This window comes from Actinomadura syzygii, assembly GCF_008085905.1.
Taxonomy (GTDB): Bacteria; Actinomycetota; Actinomycetes; order Streptosporangiales; family Streptosporangiaceae; genus Spirillospora; species Spirillospora syzygii.
Genome location: NZ_VSFF01000011.1, coordinates 34,309 through 50,733 on the forward strand (window position 1 = coordinate 34,309; position 16,425 = coordinate 50,733).

The following is a 16,425-nucleotide window of genomic DNA, read 5'->3' on the forward strand; positions in this document are numbered from 1 at the left end:
CCCGATGAGATCATTGGCCACGATCGGTTTCGCCCCTCTCGTCCACGACGTCAGCGGACGACATTAGCGAGGGGCAACAACCGTCACAACCGATTCGTCGCAGTTCAATTGACATTTGCGCAGATCGTCCACTATTTGTGACCTCATGATCACGAAGGGCGAAGCGTCCCTTATCGCAGGCTTATGGGGACCTTATGGGCGGTCCGGAGCGGCCCGTCCCCTGCCGCGGCGCGGCGGCGCTAGGAGCGGCCGAGGCGGCGCAGCAGCAACGTGGACGGGCACGGCCGCGCGCCGGCCCGGCGGGCGGCGTCCGCGACCTCCCGGTCGGAGGACACCACCACCACGGCCCGTCCCGGCGGCTCGGCCCGCACGAGGTCGCCGATCAGCTCGTCCGCGGTCTGGCCCGGACGGCTGAACAGCACCCGGACGCCGCGCGGCGCCGCGATCGCGACCGGCGCGTCCAGCTCGGCGCCGTCGAACACGCAGGTCACCTCGGCGCGGGTCTGCGCGGCGAGGCCGCCGAGCCCGGACAGCAGCCGGGACCGCTGGTCGGCCAGCGGCAGCTCCCCGTACCCCGTCTTGGTGACGTTGTAGCCGTCCACGACGAGGTGCACCCGGGGGAGGGTCAGCAGGCGGTCGAGCAACTGGGGGTCGCCGTCGGACAGCGCGCGTCCCGGCAGCGCGCGGTGGGCCTGCCGGTCCGGTTCGAGGCCGCCGACCACGTCCGCCGGACGGTCGATCGTGGACGGCAGCGCCAGCTCCCGCCGGACGCCCTGCGCCGCGTCCACCAGCGTGTCGAGCAGCATCCGCAGCCGGACGTCGTCGACGTTGCGGCCCTCCCGCGCCGCCCGCTTCGCCGCCTCGGCGGCGGCCTCGGCCTGCGCGGCGCGGGCGCGCAGCTTGCGCAGCTCCTTCTCGGCCGCCGCGGTCGACTCGCGCGCCTCGGCGAGCTTGCGCTCGGCCTCCGCGGCGACCGCGTCCGCGCGCTCCTCCGCCGCGCGGAACCGGGTGCGCGCGTCGTGCAGCTTGCGGCGCAGCTCGGCCACCTCCGCCTTCGCGTCGCGCAGCTCGGCGCGCAGCCGGTCGGCGTCGGCGGAGCGGCCCGCGCGGGCGGCGGCGAGCTCCTCCTTGAGCGCGGCGACGCGGCGCTCGGCGGCCTCCTCCTCCGAGGCGGAGGCGGAGCGTTCCAGCTCGGCCCGCGCGGACTCGACGAGGCCCGTCCAGCCGCTCGGGCGCAGCAGGTAGGCGAGCGCGGCGACGCGGACCGGGTCGGCGGCGGGCGGCACGTCCCCGCCCTCGACGGCCTCCACCAGCGCGGCCTGCGACCGGCGCAGCGGCTCGGCGACGCGGCCGCGGAACGCCGCGTCCTTCTCCAGCGCGGCCGCGATGTGCTGGCCCGCGAGCTTCGCGCGCTTGCGCCGCTCGAACCGCGCGAACGGGCGCAGCGGCGCGGGGACGTCGTCCGCCGGGAGCCCGCCGATCACGTCGGCGGCGACCTCCACCACCGACTGCCGGACGGCCTCCGGCAGCGGCCCGCCGAGGCGCTCGCCGCCCGAGCCCGGGGTCTGGGCGCGCGAGTCGTCCGCCCGTCCGGTCGGGCGCGCCTCCGCCGGGCCTCGCTCGTGCTCGGCGCGCCGCACGGGGGCCTCGCCGCCGGGGGTCGCTTCGGGGCCGCTGTCGATGATCCCGCTCCTTCCGGGCTTTCGCCGCCGGTGGGCTGTGTCTTCCCGAGCCGTCCGCGCACTAACCAGGGCGGACGCGTGATCGGACGAACGCGCGCGGCCCCCGTGCCGGTCCCGCGACCCCCCGGCCCGGCGGGACCCTCCGGCGCCCCACAACCCTAGCGGCCCCGGCTTCTGTCGGTGGGGTCCTCTACGGTCGCGCACATGACGGCTGCGCACGGTGTCCAGGGCGCCGAAGTCCCCGCGGGCGGCGTCCAGGGGACGCTGGACGACCTCGGCACCCCCCTCTCCGGGGTCACCTTCGTGGTGGTCGACCTGGAGACCACCGGCGGGTCGGCCGCCGACTCGGCCATCACCGAGATCGGCGCGGTGAAGGTGCGCGCGGGTGAGGAGCTCGGCGAGCTCGGCACCCTGGTCGACCCCGGCGGGCCCGTCCCGCCGTTCATCACCGCGCTGACCGGCATCACCACCGCGATGGTGACGGCCGCGCCGCGGATCGAGGCGGTGCTGCCCGCGTTCCTGGAGTTCGCGCGGGGCTGCGTGCTCGTCGCGCACAACGCGCCGTTCGACATCGGCTTCCTCAAGGCCGCGTGCGCCGAGCACGGCTACGCCTGGCCCGCGTTCCCCGTCGTCGACACCGTCGACCTCGCGCGCCGCGTCCTGTCCAAGGACGAGGTCCCCAACTGCAAGCTCGGCACGCTCGCCCGGTTCTTCCGCACGCCGAACGAGCCGACGCACCGCGCGCTCGCCGACGCCCGCGCCACCGTCGACGTCCTGCACGGGCTGATCGAGCGGATCGGCTCGTTCGGCGTCACCTCGCTGGAGGAGATGCGCGGCTTCGCCAAGGCGCCGACCCCCGAGCAGCGCCGCAAGCGGCACCTCGCCGACGACGTCCCGAGCGCGCCCGGCGTGTACCTGTTCGAGGACGCCTCCGGCGAGGTCCTCTACGTCGGCAAGAGCGGCGACCTGCGGTCGCGGGTGCGCAGCTACTTCACCGGGTCCGAGACGCGCTGGCGCGTCCGGGAGATGGTCGGCATCGCCGAGAACGTCCGGACGATCGTGTGCGCCACCGGCCTGGAGGCCGAGGTCCGCGAGCTGCGGCTGATCGCCGAGCACAAGCCGCGCTACAACCGCCGGTCCAAGTTCCCCGAGCGGGCGATCTGGCTGAAGCTCACCGTCGAGCCGTTCCCGCGGCTGTCGATCGTCCGCGAGTGCCGCGCCGACGGGGCGCGCTACCTCGGGCCGATCCCGTCGCGGCGGCAGGCCGAGGAGGCGCGGGCGGCGCTGCACGAGGCCGTCCCGCTGCGGCAGTGCACCCAGCGGCTGACGCTGCGGGTGATCGAGAGCGGCAAGGGGCGGGCGTGCGCGCTCGCCGAGCTCGGCCGGTGCGGCGCGCCCTGCGACGGCCGCGAGTCCGCCGACGCCTACGCCGTCCACGTCGGGACGGCCCGCGCCGTCATGGCGGGCGACGTCCGGCCCGTCGTCGCCGCCGCGCGGGTGCGCATCGACCGGCTGGCGGCCGAGCAGCGCTACGAGGAGGCCGGCGCCCAGCGCGACCGGCTGGCCGCGTTCGTCCGCGCCGCCGCGCGCGGGCAGCGGCTCGCCGCGCTGTCCCGGCTGCCCGAGCTGGTCGCGGCGCGGCCCGCGTTCGACGGCGGCTGGGAGCTGTCGGTGGTCCGCTACGGGCGGCTCGCCGCCGCCGGGACCGTTCCGCCCCACGCCCAGCCCCGCCCCTACGTCGACGCGCTCATCGCCACCGCCGAGACGGTGTTCCCGCCGTCCGGCGAGGCCCCCGGCGGGGTCGCGCTCGGCGCGCCGCCGTCCGCCGGGGCCACCGCCGAGGAGATGGAGTGCGTGCTGCGCTGGCTCGACCTGCCCGGCGTCCGGCTCGTCGAGGTCGACGGCGCCTGGACGTGCCCCGCGCACGGCGCCGAGGGCCTCCGCGAATGGATCGACCGCGCCTACGACCGGGGTTACGAGCCGGGGGCGTCATGACCGGAGCGGAGCGAGGATCATGGCGCCCTCCTGCCTTCCGGGGGCCGTCCCCCGGAAGGCAGGAGTCCCGTGGGCGGGGCGGCCGCCGCTAGGGTGACCGTGGAATCCCGGCGCTCGGAGAGGACGACCCCGCATGGCCCTGCCTCTCTACGACAGCCAGCCGGCCCGGCGCGTCCCGTGGGTCACGTACCTGCTGGTGGCGGCCAACGTGGTGGTGTTCCTGCTCACCCCGATGTCGAACTTCGCCGCCTGGTACGGGCGCGACCACGTCCGCGAGTGCAAGGCGGCCCACTTCACCTACGAGTACGGCGCCGTCCCGAAGGAGCTGACGACCGGCGACCAGCAGGCGCTGCCCGCCGACATCGTCCGCGAGTGCGGGCCAGCGGGCTTCCACAAGGCGCCCTGGACGTCCGCGTTCACCTCGATGTTCCTGCACTCCGGCGCGCTGCACCTGCTCGGCAACCTGGTCGCCCTGTTCGTCGTCGGGATGGGCCTCGAAGACCGGCTCGGGCGCCTCCGCTACCTGCTCAGCTACCTGTTCTTCGGGCTCGTCGCCGTCTACGGGTTCGCCTGGACGTCGCCGGACTCCACCGTCCCGCTGATCGGCGCGTCCGGCGCGATCGCGGGGGTGATGGGCGCCTACGTCATCCTCAACCCGCGCGGGCGGATCGTGAGCTGGGTGCCGCCGGTCATCGTGGTGCGGCTGCCGGTGTGGGTGGTGCTCGGGTACTGGTTCGTCCTGCAGTGGCTGTCGCTCGGCGACGACAAGAGCAACGTGGCCTACACGGCGCACATCTACGGCTTCCTGGCGGGCGTGGCGTTCGCCCTCCTCGCGCGCCGCGCGGGACCGGCCCGCCGCGTCGCCGCCCTGAGCCGCGGCTAGATAGGGTCGGGACGTCCGGAGCGTCAGGGGAGGGGTGCAGTGGTCACTGCGATCGTGTTCGTGAAGGCCGACGTCGCGCGCATCCACGAGGTGGCCGAGACGATCGCCGCCGTGGACGGCGTCAGCGAGGTCTACTCCATCACCGGCGACCACGACCTCATGGCGATGGTCCGGGTGCGGCGCAACGAGGACCTCAACGACATCATCCCGGGCCGCATCAACAAGATCCCCGGCATCGTCGGGACGGAGACGCACATAGCGTTCCGCACCTACTCCCAACACGACCTGGAGCAGGCGTTCGCCCTCGGCCTCCCCGACGCCGACTGAGACGCCGGCCGAGACGCCGACCGAGACCGCCGGCCGCCCTATCCGGCGGTCACCACGGACAGGGAGAGGTCGCCGCAGGGGCGGGACGCGAAGCCGGGGGCGCCGCGGTAGACGGCGCCGGGCGGCCAGGCCGCCGTGTTGGACGCCATCACCCGGCCGGGCGCGTTCACGACGAACGCGGGCGCGGGGATCTCGCGCAGCGCCGGGACGATCTCGTGCTCGAACGTCCGCGCGTACACGTCGGCGGCGGCGACGCCCGCGAACGTCCCGCCGACGAGGACCGGCGCCGACAGCGTGAGGACGTACTCGTCGCTGCACAGGTAGTCGACGTAGGGGCCGCAGACGGTCCGCTCGGCGCCGCCCGCCGGGCCGGTGAACCACTCCCAGCGCGTGTAGTCGGCGCGGACGCTGCTCTCCGGGTCGAGGTCGCGCAGCAGCTGGGACGGCCGCCCGGCGGGCCCGGTCTGCCACCACTCCAGGTACCAGGCGGCGTCGGCGAGCAGCTCGGGCGCGGCGATGAAGCCGAGCCCGCAGATCAGCGGGCCGAGCCGGGCGAACAGCAGCGGGCGCAGCGCGGCGAGGTCGGCGCGGACGGGGTCGCGGCCGGTGCGGCGGACGTCGTCCAGGCGGCGGCCCGCCGCGTCGCGGACCTGCGCCACCGCCTCGAAGACGCCGTCCAGGGTGGCGCGCACGCGGGCGGCCGCCGCGCGGGCGGCGGGGGGACCGTCCACGGCGGCCGGGGGCTCGGCGGGCATGGGGTCCCCCTCGGGAGTCAGAGTTCGAGCCGTCGTTCAATCAGACGTTGTACCGCATTCAGGACGTGACTTTCAGCTACATCGCGGGCGGCGGCGTCGTCGGCGCGCTCGATGGCGTCGACGATCCCGGCGTGCTCGGCGTCCACCGCGGCGCGCCGGTCGGGCAGGTCGTGCACGGCCCAGACCAGCGGCCCGATCTCGGCCTGGAGCCGGATCTCCTCGCGGGTGAGCCGGACGGACTGGGACGCCGCCGCGATGTCGAGGTGGAGCCGCCCGTCCAGGCGGCACATGCGGGCCCCGGCGGCCATCTCGTCCAGCGAGCGGCGCAGCCTGCGGACGTCGTCGGGCAGCGACCGGGCGGCGGCTAGCCGCGCGGCGGCGCCGGCGATCGCGGCGTAGTGGTCGCCGAGGTCGCGCAGCTCTTCCGCGCTGAGCGGGCGCAGCCGCTCGTCGAGGTCGAACGGCCTGGCCGGGGCCCGGACGAAGCTCCCGCCGCCGCGCCCCCGCCGGGTCTCGATGAGCCCCTGCTGACGCAAGGCCATCAGTGCTTCGCGTAGTGTGACCGTTGATACACCGAGATATGCGGCCAAATCGGTCTCGCTCGGCAGTTGCTCGCCGTCGGCGAGGAGCCCGAGCGCGATCGCGTCGCCGAGCCGCCGCACGACCGCGTGCACCCGCGCCGTGTTGTCGACCGGGGCGAACACGACGAGGTGCGCGTTCTCCATGGGCCCCCTTCCCGGTGTTCACACAGTGATACCGGAACATCACTTGAACTGAAACCTATGAATCCATATGTTTTCTGTTCATGCCGGAAGCAGCGGTCAGGATCCGCGATCTGCGCAAGACCTTCGGCGCCGTCGAGGCGGTGGCCGGCGTCGACCTCGACATCGGGGACGGCGAGTTCTTCTCCATGCTCGGCCCGTCCGGGTCGGGCAAGACGACCGTCCTGCGGCTGATCGCGGGCTTCGAGCGGCCGACGGCCGGGACGGTGGAGCTCGGCGGCGTGGACGTGACGGGCCTCGCCCCGTTCGACCGCGACGTCAACACCGTCTTCCAGGACTACGCGCTCTTCCCGCACCTGGACGTGCTGCGCAACGTCGAGTACGGCCTCAAGGTGCGGCGGGTGCCGCGGGCGGCGCGCCGGGAGCGGGCGGTCGAGGCGCTGCGCAGCGTCCGCCTGGACGGCCTGGAGCGGCGCCGTCCGGGCGAGCTGTCCGGCGGCCAGCGGCAGCGGGTCGCGCTGGCCCGCGCGCTGGTCAACGAGCCGCGGGTGCTGCTGCTCGACGAGCCGCTCGGCGCGCTCGACCTGAAGCTGCGCGAGGAGATGCAGGTCGAGCTGAAGAGCATCCAGCGCCGGGCCGGGATCACCTTCGTGTTCGTGACCCACGACCAGGAGGAGGCGCTGACCCTGAGCGACCGGGTCGCCGTCCTCGACCGGGGCCGGGTGCAGCAGGTCGGGACGCCCGCCGAGGTGTACGAGCGGCCGGCCACCGGGTTCGTCGCGGGCTTCGTCGGGACGTCCAACCGCGTCGGGGACGTCTGCGTGCGGCCGGAGAAGCTCCACGTCGAGATCGGGGACGACCTCCCCGGTCCGCCCGGCGGGGGCCGGCACGCGCTCGGCACGGTCGCCGAGGTCGTCTACGCGGGCGCGGTCACCCGGTTCGTCATCGACCTGGACTCGGGGGACCGGGTCGTGGCGCTCCAGCAGAACCTGCGGACCTCGTCCACGGACGTGACGCGCCAACGCGGCGCCCGCGTCCGGGTCGGCTGGGAGGCGGCGCACGAGTTCCGCGTCCCGTCCGACGCCGTGCCCGCCTCGCCCGCCGCGCCCGCTTCCTGAGCACGACTCCCAACCCCCGAACATAAGGAGACCCCCCAATGTGGTCCACGCGCACGGCGATCGCCGCCGCGGCGACGCTCGCGATCGGGCTGACGGCCGCCGCCTGCGGCGACTCGGGCGACAAGGCGACGGGCGCCGGGCAGGGCGGCCTCACCGTCCCGAAGGTGCCGATGCGGCAGTCGCTCGGGCAGGGCGAGGGCCAGGTCAACCTGGTCGCCTGGGCCGGGTACGCCGAGGACGGCTCCAACGACCCGAAGGTCGACTGGGTCACCCCGTTCGAGAAGCAGACCGGCTGCAAGGTCAACACCAAGGTCGCCGGGACGTCCGACGAGATGGTGACGCTGATGCGGACCGGCGAGTACGACGCGGTATCCGCCTCCGGCGACGCCTCGCTGCGGCTGATCGCGTCCGGGACGGTCGCGCCCGTCAACACCAAGCTCGTCCCGAACTACGCCGACGTATTCGCCGGCCTGAAGACGAAGCCGTGGAACTCGGTGAACGGCGTCCCCTACGGCATCCCGCACGGGCGCGGCGCGAACCTGCTCATGTGGCGCACCGACAAGGTGAAGGCCGCGCCGGACTCGTGGGGCGCGGTGTTCGACGGGAACTCCCCGTACAAGGGCAAGGTCACCGCCTACGACTCGCCGATCTACATCGCGGACGCCGCGCTGTACCTGATGTCGGCGCGACCGGAGCTCGGCATCAAGAACCCGTACGCGCTCGACCAGAAGCAGTTCGACGCGGCGGTCGGGCTGCTGAAGACGCAGCGCGGGCTGGTGGGGGAGTACTGGTCCGACTACACGAAGGAGGTCCAGGCGTTCAAGAGCGGCGACTCCGTCCTCGGGACGACGTGGCAGGTCATCGCGAACCTCGCCCAGTCGGAGAAGGCGCCGGTGGAGGTGGCGCTGCCGAAGGAGGGCGCGACCGGCTGGTCCGACACGTGGATGGTCGGGGCCAAGGCCAAGCACCCGGACTGCGCCTACAAGTGGATGGACTGGATCGTGTCGCCCAAGGCGAACGCGCAGGTCGCCGAGTGGTTCGGTGAGGCGCCCGCCAACGCCAAGGCGTGCGCGGAGACCTCGGACAAGAAGTTCTGCGACACCTTCCACGCCACCGACGAGACCTACTTCTCGAAGGTGCACTTCTGGACGACCCCCATCGCGCAGTGCCTCGATGGCCGCAAGGACGTCAAGTGCGTCGACTACTCCAAGTGGACCCAGGCGTGGACGACGATCAAGGGCTGACCGCGGGCCGCCGCCCGGCGCTCCGGCGCCGGGCGGCGGCCCTGCTGCACCGCCGTCCCCGGCTGCGGCTGTCGCTGCTGCTGTCGGCGCCGCTCGCCTGGCTGGTCGCCGGGTACCTCGGCGCGCTCGCCGCGATCTTCGTGACCGCGTTCTGGACGACGGACGTCTTCACCGGCGAGGTCGTCCGGCAGTTCACGCTCGCCAACTTCCAGACCCTCGTGGACGAGCCCGTCTACCGGACGGTCGCGCTCCGCAGCCTCGGCGTCGCCGCCGCCGTCACCGTGATCGACGCGGTGGTCGGCGTCCCGATGGCGCTCTACATGGCCAAGGTCGCGAAGCCCCGGCACCGGCCGTACCTGGTGATCGCGATCCTGGCGCCGCTGTGGGCGGCCTACCTCGTCAAGGCGTACGCGTGGCGGGTCATGCTGGCGGAGGGCGGGCTGGTCAACGAGGCGCTCAAGCCGTTCGGACTGTCCGGCCCCGGCTACGGCCTCACCGCCACCGTGATCGTCCTGGCCTACCTGTGGCTGCCGTACATGATCCTGCCCGTCTACACGGGGCTGGAGCGGCTCCCGGACTCGCTGCTGGACGCGTCCGGCGACCTCGGCGCCCGGCCGCTGCGCACGCTCCGCTCCGTCGTCCTGCCGCTGGCGTTCCCGGCGCTGGTGGCGGGCTCGATCTTCACGTTCTCGCTGTCGCTCGGCGACTACATCACCGTGAAGATCGTCGGCGGTCGGCGGCAGCTCCTCGGCAACGTCGTCTACGACAACATCGGCGCCGCCAACAACCTGCCGTTCGCCGCCGCCGTCGCCACGATCCCGGTCGTGGTGATGCTCGGCTACCTCGCCGCGGCCCGCCGCACCGGCGCGCTCAGGGAGCTCTAGATGACAGGGAGCTCTAGATGACAGGGAGCTCTAGATGACCTTCTCGCCCGCCGCGCGGATCGCGCTGCGCGTCCTCATGGGCCTCGGCCTCGCCGTGATCTACGTGCCCCTGCTGGTCGTGCTGGTCAACTCCGTCAACGCCGACCGGGCGTTCGGGTGGCCGCCGTCCGGGTTCACCGGGCACTGGTGGACGCGGGCCATGGACAACGACGGCGCCCGGCGGGCCGTCCTCACCAGCGTCAAGGCGGGCGTCGGGGCCACCGCCGCCGCGCTCGTCCTCGGCACCCTCGCCGCGTTCGCCGTGGCCCGGCATCGGTTCTTCGGACGCGAGGCCGTGTCGCTCGTCGTCGTCCTGCCGATCGCGCTGCCCGGCATCGTCACCGGGATCGCGCTCAGCAACGCCTTCCAGGTGGTGCTGAAACCGCTCGGCATCGGCCTCGGCCTGTTCACGGTCATCGTCGGGCACGCCACGTTCTGCGTCGTCACGATCTACAACAACGTCCTCGCCCGGCTGCGGCGGACCGGGGCCAACCTGGAGGAGGCGTCCGCCGACCTGGGCGCCGACACCTTCCAGACGTTCTGGTACGTGACGTTCCCCGCCCTGCGCTCGGCCCTGTTCGCGGGCGCGCTGCTCTCCTTCGCGCTGTCCTTCGACGAGATCATCGTGACCACCTTCACCGCGGGCCCCGGCGCCGAGACGCTGCCGATCTGGATCTTCAACAACCTGTTCCGCCCCAACCAGGCCCCGGTCGTGAACGTCCTGGCAGCAGCGTTGATCGTGCTGTCGATAGTCCCGATCTACCTAGCTCAGCGGCTCTCCAGCGCCTCCCGCGGCGTGACGTGAGTCAGCCGCGCAGGCGTTGGGAGATCTCCACCCAGCGGTCGAGGAGGGTGGTGGCGGCGCCGGAGTCGACGGCTTCGGCGGCGCGGGCGGTGGCGGCGCGGAGGGACTCGGTCAGGTCGGCGGGGGCCGGGGCGCCCTCGTAGGCGACGATCAGGGCGGCGGCGTTCAGCAGGACCATGTCGCGGACGGGGCCCGGCCGTCCCGCGAACGTCTCGCGGGCCACGCGGCCGTTGAACGTCGCGTCGGCGCCGCGCAGGTCGTCCGGGCGCGCCGGGGGGATCCCCAGGTCGGACGGGTCGAACGTGGTCTCGGTCGCCGTCCCGTCGCGGACCACCCACACCGTGGACGTGCCGGTCGTGGTCAGCTCGTCCAGGCCGTCGTCGCCGCGGAACACCAGCGACGAGCAGCCGCGCGCGGCGAACACGCCCGCCATGACGCCCGCCATCCGCGGGTGGAACACCCCGACCGCCTGCGCGCCGGGACGCGCCGGGTTCGTCAGCGGGCCGAGGAAGTTGAACACGGTGGGGGTGCCGAGCTCGCTCCGCGTCCGGGACGCGTACTTGAGCGCCGGGTGGTACAGCGGCGCGAAGCAGAAGGTGATGCCGATCTCCGCGGCGATCCGCGCGGTGGACTCCGGCGGCAGGTCGATCGCGACGCCGAGGTGCTCCAGCAGGTCGGCCGCGCCGCAGGAGGACGAGGCGGCCCGGTTGCCGTGCTTCACCACCCGGACGCCCGCCGCCGCGGCCACCACGGCGGCCATCGTCGACACGTTGACGGTGTGGGCGCGGTCGCCGCCCGTCCCGACGAGGTCGGCGATGGGGCCGGGGACGTCGATGGGCGTGGCGTTGTCCATCATGCCCTCGGCGAGGCCGGTGACCTCATCGACCGTCTCGCCCTTGGCGCGCAGCCCGATCGCGAAGCCCGCGATCTGCACGTCCGTGGCCTCGCCGGACATGATGGCGTTCATCGCCCAGGAGGTCTCCTCGCTGGTCAGCGAGTCTCCGGAGACCAGCGCGTTGAGCAGCGCCGGCCAGGTGGTGCGCGCGTCCATGTCGTGCCGTTCTCTCGGGCGCCCTACAGGGCGGGGAGGCGGGTCTCCAGGCGCCGCCGCATCAGCCCGGCGAGCGCGTTCGCTACGGCCATCGGGTCGAGCGGGAGGCTCACCACGGCGTCGGCCCGGGACCAGGTCGCGAGCCAGCCGTCGTCGCGGCGGCCGATGATCGCGAGGACCGGCGGGCAGTCGTACACCTCGTCCTTGGCCTGCCGGCACACGCCGAGGCCGCCCGCGGGCTGGGCCTCGCCGTCGACCACGAGGACGTCGATCCCGCCCTGGTCGAGCGTCTCCACCACGGCCGGCTGGGTCGCCCGCTCGACGAACTCGACCTTCGGGAGGCCGGCGGCCGGGCGGCGGCCGATCGCCAGCCGGATCTGGGCGCGGGTGCTCGCGTCGTCGCTGTAGACGAGGACCTTCATCGGGCTCTCCGGGGCGGTGCTGCTCATGGCGTGAAGGGTACCGGGTCACGGGCGCGCGGGACACGCGCGGGAACCCTTGTAGGGGGGTCATGCGTCACTCACTGGATGGGGGCGCAATAATGCTGCCCGTGACAGCTTCCGCGATAGAGACAACACCTCACGCACGGGCGAACCGTCCCAATTTGGTCAGCGTGGGGACCATCGTTTGGCTGTCGTCCGAGCTGATGTTCTTCGCGGCGCTGTTCGCGATGTTCTTCACGATCCGCTCTGTGACGATCGGCCAGTCCGGGCACGACGCGTGGCCGGGCGCCCCGCTCGACCTGCCGCTGTCGTCGGTCAACACGACGATCCTGGTGCTGTCCTCCGTGACCTGCCAGATGGGCGTCTTCAAGGCCGAGGCGGGCAAGGTCGGGCGTGACGGCGGCCTGCTGAACTTCCGCCGCTGGGGGCTGCGCGAGTGGTACATCCTCTCGCTCCTCATGGGCGCGTACTTCGTCGCGGGGCAGGGATACGAGTACTACAACCTCGTGACCAAGGACGGGCTGACCTTCTCGTCCTCGGCCTACGGGTCGATCTTCTACCTGGCGACGGGCTTCCACGGCCTGCACGTCATCGGCGGCCTCATCGCCTTCCTGTTCATCCTCGGCCGCACCTACGCGGCGAAGCGGTGGACGCACGAACAGGCGACGAGCGCGATCGTCGTGTCCTACTACTGGCACTTCGTCGACATCGTCTGGATCGGCCTGTTCTCGGCCGTCTACCTGCTCGACATGTGACAGCCCGACCACCCTTGACCCACCCAAGACATGACCCGAACGGGGATTTCCGTGAAAAGGATCACCGCATGGCGACGGCGCCCGTGGGCGGGCTACGCCGTCGTGCTGGCGGCCCTGGCGGCGATCGGCGTGGTCTACGCCGGCTTCTCGCCGCGGAGTGACCGGGCCGAGGCGCAGAGCAGCGCCCAGGCCGCGCAGGACCTGAAGCACGGCCAGGAGCTGTTCAACAAGAACTGCGCGAGCTGCCACGGGCTGAACGCCGAGGGCACGAAGGACGCCAAGGGCAAGCCCATCGCGCCGAGCCTCATCGGCGTCGGCGCGGCATCCGTCGACTTCCAGGTCAGCACGGGCCGCATGCCCGCGATGAACCCTGGCGCGCAGGTTCCGCGCAAGGAGCCGATCCCCGACTTCAACACCTCGATCAAGACCGACTACGAGGAGCCGGAGAAGCGCGAGGCGGCGGAGAAGCAGAAGGCCCAGGCCGAGAAGAACCTGGCCGACCTGCGCGCCTGGATCGCCTCGCTCGGCGGCGGGCCCGAGGTGCCCCCGGCCTCCGCGGTCGACCCCGACAAGGGCGACGTCGCGCTCGGCGGCAAGCTGTTCCGCACCAACTGCGCCCAGTGCCACAACTTCACCGGCCAGGGCGGCGCGCTGACCGGCGGCAAGTACGCGCCCCCGCTGTCCGGGGACGACGTCACGCCCACCCAGATGTACGAGGCGATGGTGACCGGCCCGCAGGCGATGCCGGTCTTCAACGACACGACGCTCACGCCGCAGGACAAGCAGGCGATCATCTCCTACCTGGTCAAGACCCGCGAGGAGCCGAACCCGGGCGGGAACGGCCTCGGCCGCATCGGCCCGGTGAGCGAGGGCCTCGCCGGCTGGCTGATCGGGATCGGCCTGCTGGTGCTGGCCGCCATGTGGATCACCGCGAAGAAGCCGAAGAAGCTGAAGAAGTCATGAGCGACGACAAGAACGAGACCGAGGGCGCACAGGGCCCCGGCGAGGACGGCCGCCGCCGCGAGCGGGTCATCGGCACGCCCTCCCCCGCGCGGGAGAAGGCGCTGCTCGCCGAGGACGACATCTCGGCGCCCGCGGGCGTGGGCGAGCAGCTCGACGAGGCGTCGATGAAGCGGGCGGAGCGCATCGTCGCGACGTTCTTCCTGGTCGCGTTCGCGGCCAGCGTCGCGTTCATCGCCTACTTCATCGGCTGGAGTGGCCGCGACGGCGGCATGCACGGCGTGGTGCGCGCCCGCGAGTCCAACTTCTGGCTCGGCGGGACGATGGCGCTGTCGTTCATCGCGATGGCCGTCGGCGTGACGATCTGGGTCCGCCGGCTGATGACCAGCAAGCCGATCGTCCAGGAGCGGCACGAGCTGGCCGCCGACGAGGAGACCAGGGCCGCGTTCGCGCAGGACTTCCTGGAGGGCGCCGAGGACAGCGGCATCACCAAGCGGCCGCTGCTGCGCCGCACGCTGCTGCTCGCCGCCGCGCCGCTCGGGCTGGCGCCGCTCGTCCTGCTGCGCGACCTCGGCCCGCTGCCGGAGAAGCGGCTCCGCCACACCTACTGGGGCGAGGCGGTCAAGAAGGCGCAGGCCGAGGGCAAGAAGGGCGTCCGCCTGGTGGTGGACGGCACCAACAAGCCGCTGCGGGTCAGCGACTTCTCCTCGCCCGGCGGGATGATCACCGTCCTGCCGGAGGGCATCGAGGAGGAGGTGCCCGAGGAGCAGGTGCTGACGCAGAACGCCAAGGCGGTCACGATCCTGATCAACGTTCCGGCGGACAAGTTCAAGCCCGCCAAGGGACGTGAGAACTGGCACGTCAACGGCATCGTGGCGTACTCGAAGGTCTGCACGCACGTCGGCTGCCCGGCCGCGCTGTACGAGCAGACGACGCACCACATCCTGTGCCCGTGCCACCAGTCCACGTTCGACGCCACCGACGCCGCCAAGGTCATCTTCGGCCCGGCGGCGCGGCCGCTGCCGCAGCTCCCGCTCTCCGTGGAGGACGGGTACATCGTCGCGACCAGCGACTATCACGAGCCGGTCGGCCCGAGCTTCTGGGAGCGCGGATGAGTCAGGCGACACCTCCGAAGGCCATCGAGGGGACGCTCGGCTTCATCGACGAGCGCCTCGGCTCCACGACCTTCTTCAGGCGGAACGTCAAGAAGGTCTTCCCGGACCACTGGTCGTTCATGCTGGGCGAGATCGCCCTGTACTCCTTCATCATCCTGCTGCTGACCGGGACGTTCCTGACGCTCTGGTTCAAGCCGAGCATGGTGGAGGTCGTGTACGACGGGTCGTACACGAAGCTGCAGGGCGTGAAGATGTCCGAGGCCTACGACTCGACGCTGCACATCAGCTTCGACGTCCGCGGCGGCCTGCTCATGCGGCAGATCCACCACTGGGCCGCGATCCTGTTCATGGCGTCGATCCTGGCGCACATGCTGCGGGTGTTCTTCACCGGCGCGTACCGCAAGCCGCGCGAGCTGAACTGGCTGATCGGCATCGGCATGTTCACCCTCGGCATGCTGGAGGGCCTGTTCGGCTACTCGCTGCCGGACGACCTGCTCTCCGGCACCGGGCTGCGCATCACGCAGGGCGTGGCGGAGTCGATCCCGCTGGTCGGCACCTACATCTACATGTTCCTGTTCGGCGGCGAGTTCCCCGGCCAGGACATCGTGCCCCGCCTGTACATGCTGCACATCCTGCTGATTCCGGCGCTGATCCTCGGCATGGTCACCGCGCACATGATGATCATGTGGCACCAGAAGCACACGGCGATGCCGGTCAAGAACCAGACCGAGCAGCAGGTGTACGGCTACCCGTTCTACCCGGTGTTCATGGCGAAGACCGGCGCGTACTTCCTGTTCACCTTCGGCGTGGTGGCCCTGCTCGGCGCGTTCGCGCAGATCAACCCGATCTGGCTGTTCGGCCCCTACGACCCGGGCGCGATCTCGTCCGGGTCCCAGCCGGACTGGTACATGGGCGTGCTCGAAGGCGCCCTGCGCATCATGCCGAACTGGGAGATCACCGCCTGGGGCCACACGCTCAGCCTGAACGTGCTGATCCCGGCGGCGGTGCCGCTCGGCATCGTGTTCGGCGGCGCGGCGGCGTGGCCGTTCATCGAGGCGTGGGTGACCGGCGACAAGCGGCAGCACCACGTGAACACGCGGCCGCGCAACGCCCCGGTCCGCACCGCGACCGGCATGGCGGCCGTCACGTTCTACGGGCTGCTGTGGCTCGCGGGCGCGAACGACGTCCTCGCGGAGCGGTTCCACGTCTCGCTGTTCGCGACGACCTGGTTCTTCCGGGTGACGGTCTTCCTCGGGCCGCTGATCGCGTTCATCGTGACGAAGCGGATCTGCCTGGGCCTCCAGCGCAAGGACGCCGACACGATCGGGCACGGCGTGGAGAGCGGCGTCATCCTCATGTCGCCGGAGGGGCGGTTCTCCGAGCGGCACGAGGCGCCGCGCGAGGAGGAGAAGACCGTCATCCTCTCCAAGGAGAACGCCCGCCCCGAGGCGCCCGCGCGGGACGCCGAGGGCATCCCGGCGCCCGGCAGCAAGGGCCCGCTCGGGCATCTGCGCTCGCGGCTGAACCGCGCGTGGACCTTCGACGACATCCCCGTCGAGGAGCACGAGCACGGCCACAGCGACCAGAAGGCGATCGAAAGCGGGTCGGAGCAGGTCAAGCACTGATCCAGCGCTCACGAAGGCCCGG

Annotated in this window: 16 protein-coding genes; 11 read left to right on the plus strand and 5 right to left on the minus strand. The window is 72.4% G+C overall.

What is annotated here, in order from left to right; translation table 11 throughout:
• Nucleotides 1–239: 239 nt before the first annotated feature.
• Nucleotides 240–1,640, minus strand: a complete 1,401-nt coding sequence (locus FXF65_RS28090) for an NYN domain-containing protein (protein ID WP_222868768.1) — start codon at nt 1,638–1,640, stop codon at nt 240–242.
• 246 nt (nt 1,641–1,886) lie between these two features.
• Between FXF65_RS28090 and FXF65_RS28095 the strand changes: the two genes are divergently transcribed.
• The 3 genes from FXF65_RS28095 to FXF65_RS28105 all read left to right on the plus strand — a co-directional run bounded on the left by FXF65_RS28095 (nt 1,887) and on the right by FXF65_RS28105 (nt 4,887).
• Complete coding sequence (locus FXF65_RS28095; protein WP_148353059.1) at nt 1,887–3,677, plus strand: DEDD exonuclease domain-containing protein; 1,791 nt, start codon at nt 1,887–1,889, stop codon at nt 3,675–3,677.
• Between the two features lie 133 nt (nt 3,678–3,810).
• The gene (locus FXF65_RS28100; RefSeq protein ID WP_148353060.1) at nt 3,811–4,560 is read left to right on the plus strand and encodes a rhomboid family intramembrane serine protease; all 750 of its coding nucleotides are present in this window, start codon (nt 3,811–3,813) and stop codon (nt 4,558–4,560) included.
• A gap of 39 nt (nt 4,561–4,599) precedes the next feature.
• Nucleotides 4,600–4,887 (plus strand): Lrp/AsnC family transcriptional regulator, encoded by a 288-nt coding sequence (locus tag FXF65_RS28105; RefSeq protein ID WP_148353061.1) that lies wholly within the window; start codon nt 4,600–4,602, stop codon nt 4,885–4,887.
• Between the two features lie 38 nt (nt 4,888–4,925).
• Here the strand turns inward: FXF65_RS28105 and FXF65_RS28110 are convergent, their stop codons facing one another.
• Both FXF65_RS28110 and FXF65_RS28115 read right to left on the minus strand, forming a co-directional pair.
• Nucleotides 4,926–5,642 (minus strand): cache domain-containing protein, encoded by a 717-nt coding sequence (locus tag FXF65_RS28110; RefSeq protein WP_148353062.1) that lies wholly within the window; start codon nt 5,640–5,642, stop codon nt 4,926–4,928.
• A 17-nt stretch (nt 5,643–5,659) separates the two neighbouring features.
• Nucleotides 5,660–6,367 (minus strand): FadR/GntR family transcriptional regulator, encoded by a 708-nt coding sequence (locus FXF65_RS28115; protein WP_148353063.1) that lies wholly within the window; start codon nt 6,365–6,367, stop codon nt 5,660–5,662.
• Nucleotides 6,368–6,447: 80 nt separating this feature from the next.
• Between FXF65_RS28115 and FXF65_RS28120 the strand changes: the two genes are divergently transcribed.
• From FXF65_RS28120 to FXF65_RS28135, 4 genes are read left to right on the plus strand one after another with little or no spacing between them, the layout of a single operon-like run.
• Nucleotides 6,448–7,482: an ABC transporter ATP-binding protein gene (locus FXF65_RS28120; protein WP_148353064.1), complete on the plus strand. Its 1,035-nt coding sequence runs from the start codon at nt 6,448–6,450 to the stop codon at nt 7,480–7,482.
• 38 nt (nt 7,483–7,520) lie between these two features.
• Nucleotides 7,521–8,726 carry an ABC transporter substrate-binding protein gene (locus tag FXF65_RS28125; protein WP_148353065.1) on the plus strand — a complete coding sequence of 402 codons (1,206 nt, stop codon included), beginning with the start codon at nt 7,521–7,523 and terminating at the stop codon, nt 8,724–8,726.
• The gene (locus FXF65_RS28130) at nt 8,705–9,610 is read left to right on the plus strand and encodes an ABC transporter permease (RefSeq protein ID WP_222868769.1); all 906 of its coding nucleotides are present in this window, start codon (nt 8,705–8,707) and stop codon (nt 9,608–9,610) included. The genes FXF65_RS28125 and FXF65_RS28130 overlap by 22 nt, the downstream gene beginning before the upstream one ends.
• A gap of 34 nt (nt 9,611–9,644) precedes the next feature.
• Complete coding sequence (locus FXF65_RS28135; protein ID WP_148353067.1) at nt 9,645–10,454, plus strand: ABC transporter permease; 810 nt, start codon at nt 9,645–9,647, stop codon at nt 10,452–10,454.
• A gap of 1 nt (nt 10,455) precedes the next feature.
• On the opposite strand, the gene trpD is transcribed toward FXF65_RS28135, so the two are convergent.
• Complete coding sequence (trpD, locus tag FXF65_RS28140) at nt 10,456–11,505, minus strand: anthranilate phosphoribosyltransferase (protein ID WP_148353068.1); 1,050 nt, start codon at nt 11,503–11,505, stop codon at nt 10,456–10,458.
• Nucleotides 11,506–11,528: 23 nt separating this feature from the next.
• The gene (locus tag FXF65_RS28145; protein WP_148353069.1) at nt 11,529–11,954 is read right to left on the minus strand and encodes a type 2 periplasmic-binding domain-containing protein; all 426 of its coding nucleotides are present in this window, start codon (nt 11,952–11,954) and stop codon (nt 11,529–11,531) included.
• 92 nt (nt 11,955–12,046) lie between these two features.
• Between FXF65_RS28145 and ctaE the strand changes: the two genes are divergently transcribed.
• Genes ctaE through qcrB form a run of 4 tightly spaced genes read left to right on the plus strand, consistent with a single transcriptional unit; the run spans nt 12,047 to nt 16,403 of the window.
• Nucleotides 12,047–12,703 carry an aa3-type cytochrome oxidase subunit III gene (gene ctaE, locus FXF65_RS28150; protein WP_342787576.1) on the plus strand — a complete coding sequence of 219 codons (657 nt, stop codon included), beginning with the start codon at nt 12,047–12,049 and terminating at the stop codon, nt 12,701–12,703.
• Nucleotides 12,704–12,754: 51 nt separating this feature from the next.
• The gene (qcrC, locus tag FXF65_RS28155) at nt 12,755–13,666 is read left to right on the plus strand and encodes a cytochrome bc1 complex diheme cytochrome c subunit (RefSeq protein WP_148353070.1); all 912 of its coding nucleotides are present in this window, start codon (nt 12,755–12,757) and stop codon (nt 13,664–13,666) included.
• Nucleotides 13,663–14,778 (plus strand): cytochrome bc1 complex Rieske iron-sulfur subunit, encoded by a 1,116-nt coding sequence (gene qcrA, locus FXF65_RS28160; protein WP_148353071.1) that lies wholly within the window; start codon nt 13,663–13,665, stop codon nt 14,776–14,778. The genes qcrC and qcrA overlap by 4 nt, the downstream gene beginning before the upstream one ends.
• On the plus strand, nt 14,775–16,403 hold the full coding sequence (gene qcrB, locus FXF65_RS28165) for a cytochrome bc1 complex cytochrome b subunit (RefSeq protein WP_148353072.1): 1,629 nt from the start codon (nt 14,775–14,777) through the stop codon (nt 16,401–16,403). The genes qcrA and qcrB overlap by 4 nt, the downstream gene beginning before the upstream one ends.
• The last annotated feature ends 22 nt before the right edge of the window (nt 16,404–16,425 follow it).

What these genes read in the sequence shown, in the direction of transcription:
- FXF65_RS28095 (WP_148353059.1), top strand. Translation starts at nt 1,887, where the DNA reads ATGACGGCTGCGCACGGTGTCCAGGGCGCCGAAGTCCCCGCGGGCGGC.
- FXF65_RS28100 (WP_148353060.1), top strand. Translation starts at nt 3,811, where the DNA reads ATGGCCCTGCCTCTCTACGACAGCCAGCCGGCCCGGCGCGTCCCGTGG.
- FXF65_RS28110 (WP_148353062.1), bottom strand. Translation starts at nt 5,642, where the DNA reads ATGCCCGCCGAGCCCCCGGCCGCCGTGGACGGTCCCCCCGCCGCCCGC.
- FXF65_RS28115 (WP_148353063.1), bottom strand. Translation starts at nt 6,367, where the DNA reads ATGGAGAACGCGCACCTCGTCGTGTTCGCCCCGGTCGACAACACGGCG.
- FXF65_RS28120 (WP_148353064.1), top strand. Translation starts at nt 6,448, where the DNA reads ATGCCGGAAGCAGCGGTCAGGATCCGCGATCTGCGCAAGACCTTCGGC.
- FXF65_RS28125 (WP_148353065.1), top strand. Translation starts at nt 7,521, where the DNA reads ATGTGGTCCACGCGCACGGCGATCGCCGCCGCGGCGACGCTCGCGATC.
- FXF65_RS28135 (WP_148353067.1), top strand. Translation starts at nt 9,645, where the DNA reads ATGACCTTCTCGCCCGCCGCGCGGATCGCGCTGCGCGTCCTCATGGGC.
- trpD (WP_148353068.1), bottom strand. Translation starts at nt 11,505, where the DNA reads ATGGACGCGCGCACCACCTGGCCGGCGCTGCTCAACGCGCTGGTCTCC.
- FXF65_RS28145 (WP_148353069.1), bottom strand. Translation starts at nt 11,954, where the DNA reads ATGAGCAGCACCGCCCCGGAGAGCCCGATGAAGGTCCTCGTCTACAGC.
- ctaE (WP_342787576.1), top strand. Translation starts at nt 12,047, where the DNA reads ATGCTGCCCGTGACAGCTTCCGCGATAGAGACAACACCTCACGCACGG.
- qcrA (WP_148353071.1), top strand. Translation starts at nt 13,663, where the DNA reads ATGAGCGACGACAAGAACGAGACCGAGGGCGCACAGGGCCCCGGCGAG.
- qcrB (WP_148353072.1), top strand. Translation starts at nt 14,775, where the DNA reads ATGAGTCAGGCGACACCTCCGAAGGCCATCGAGGGGACGCTCGGCTTC.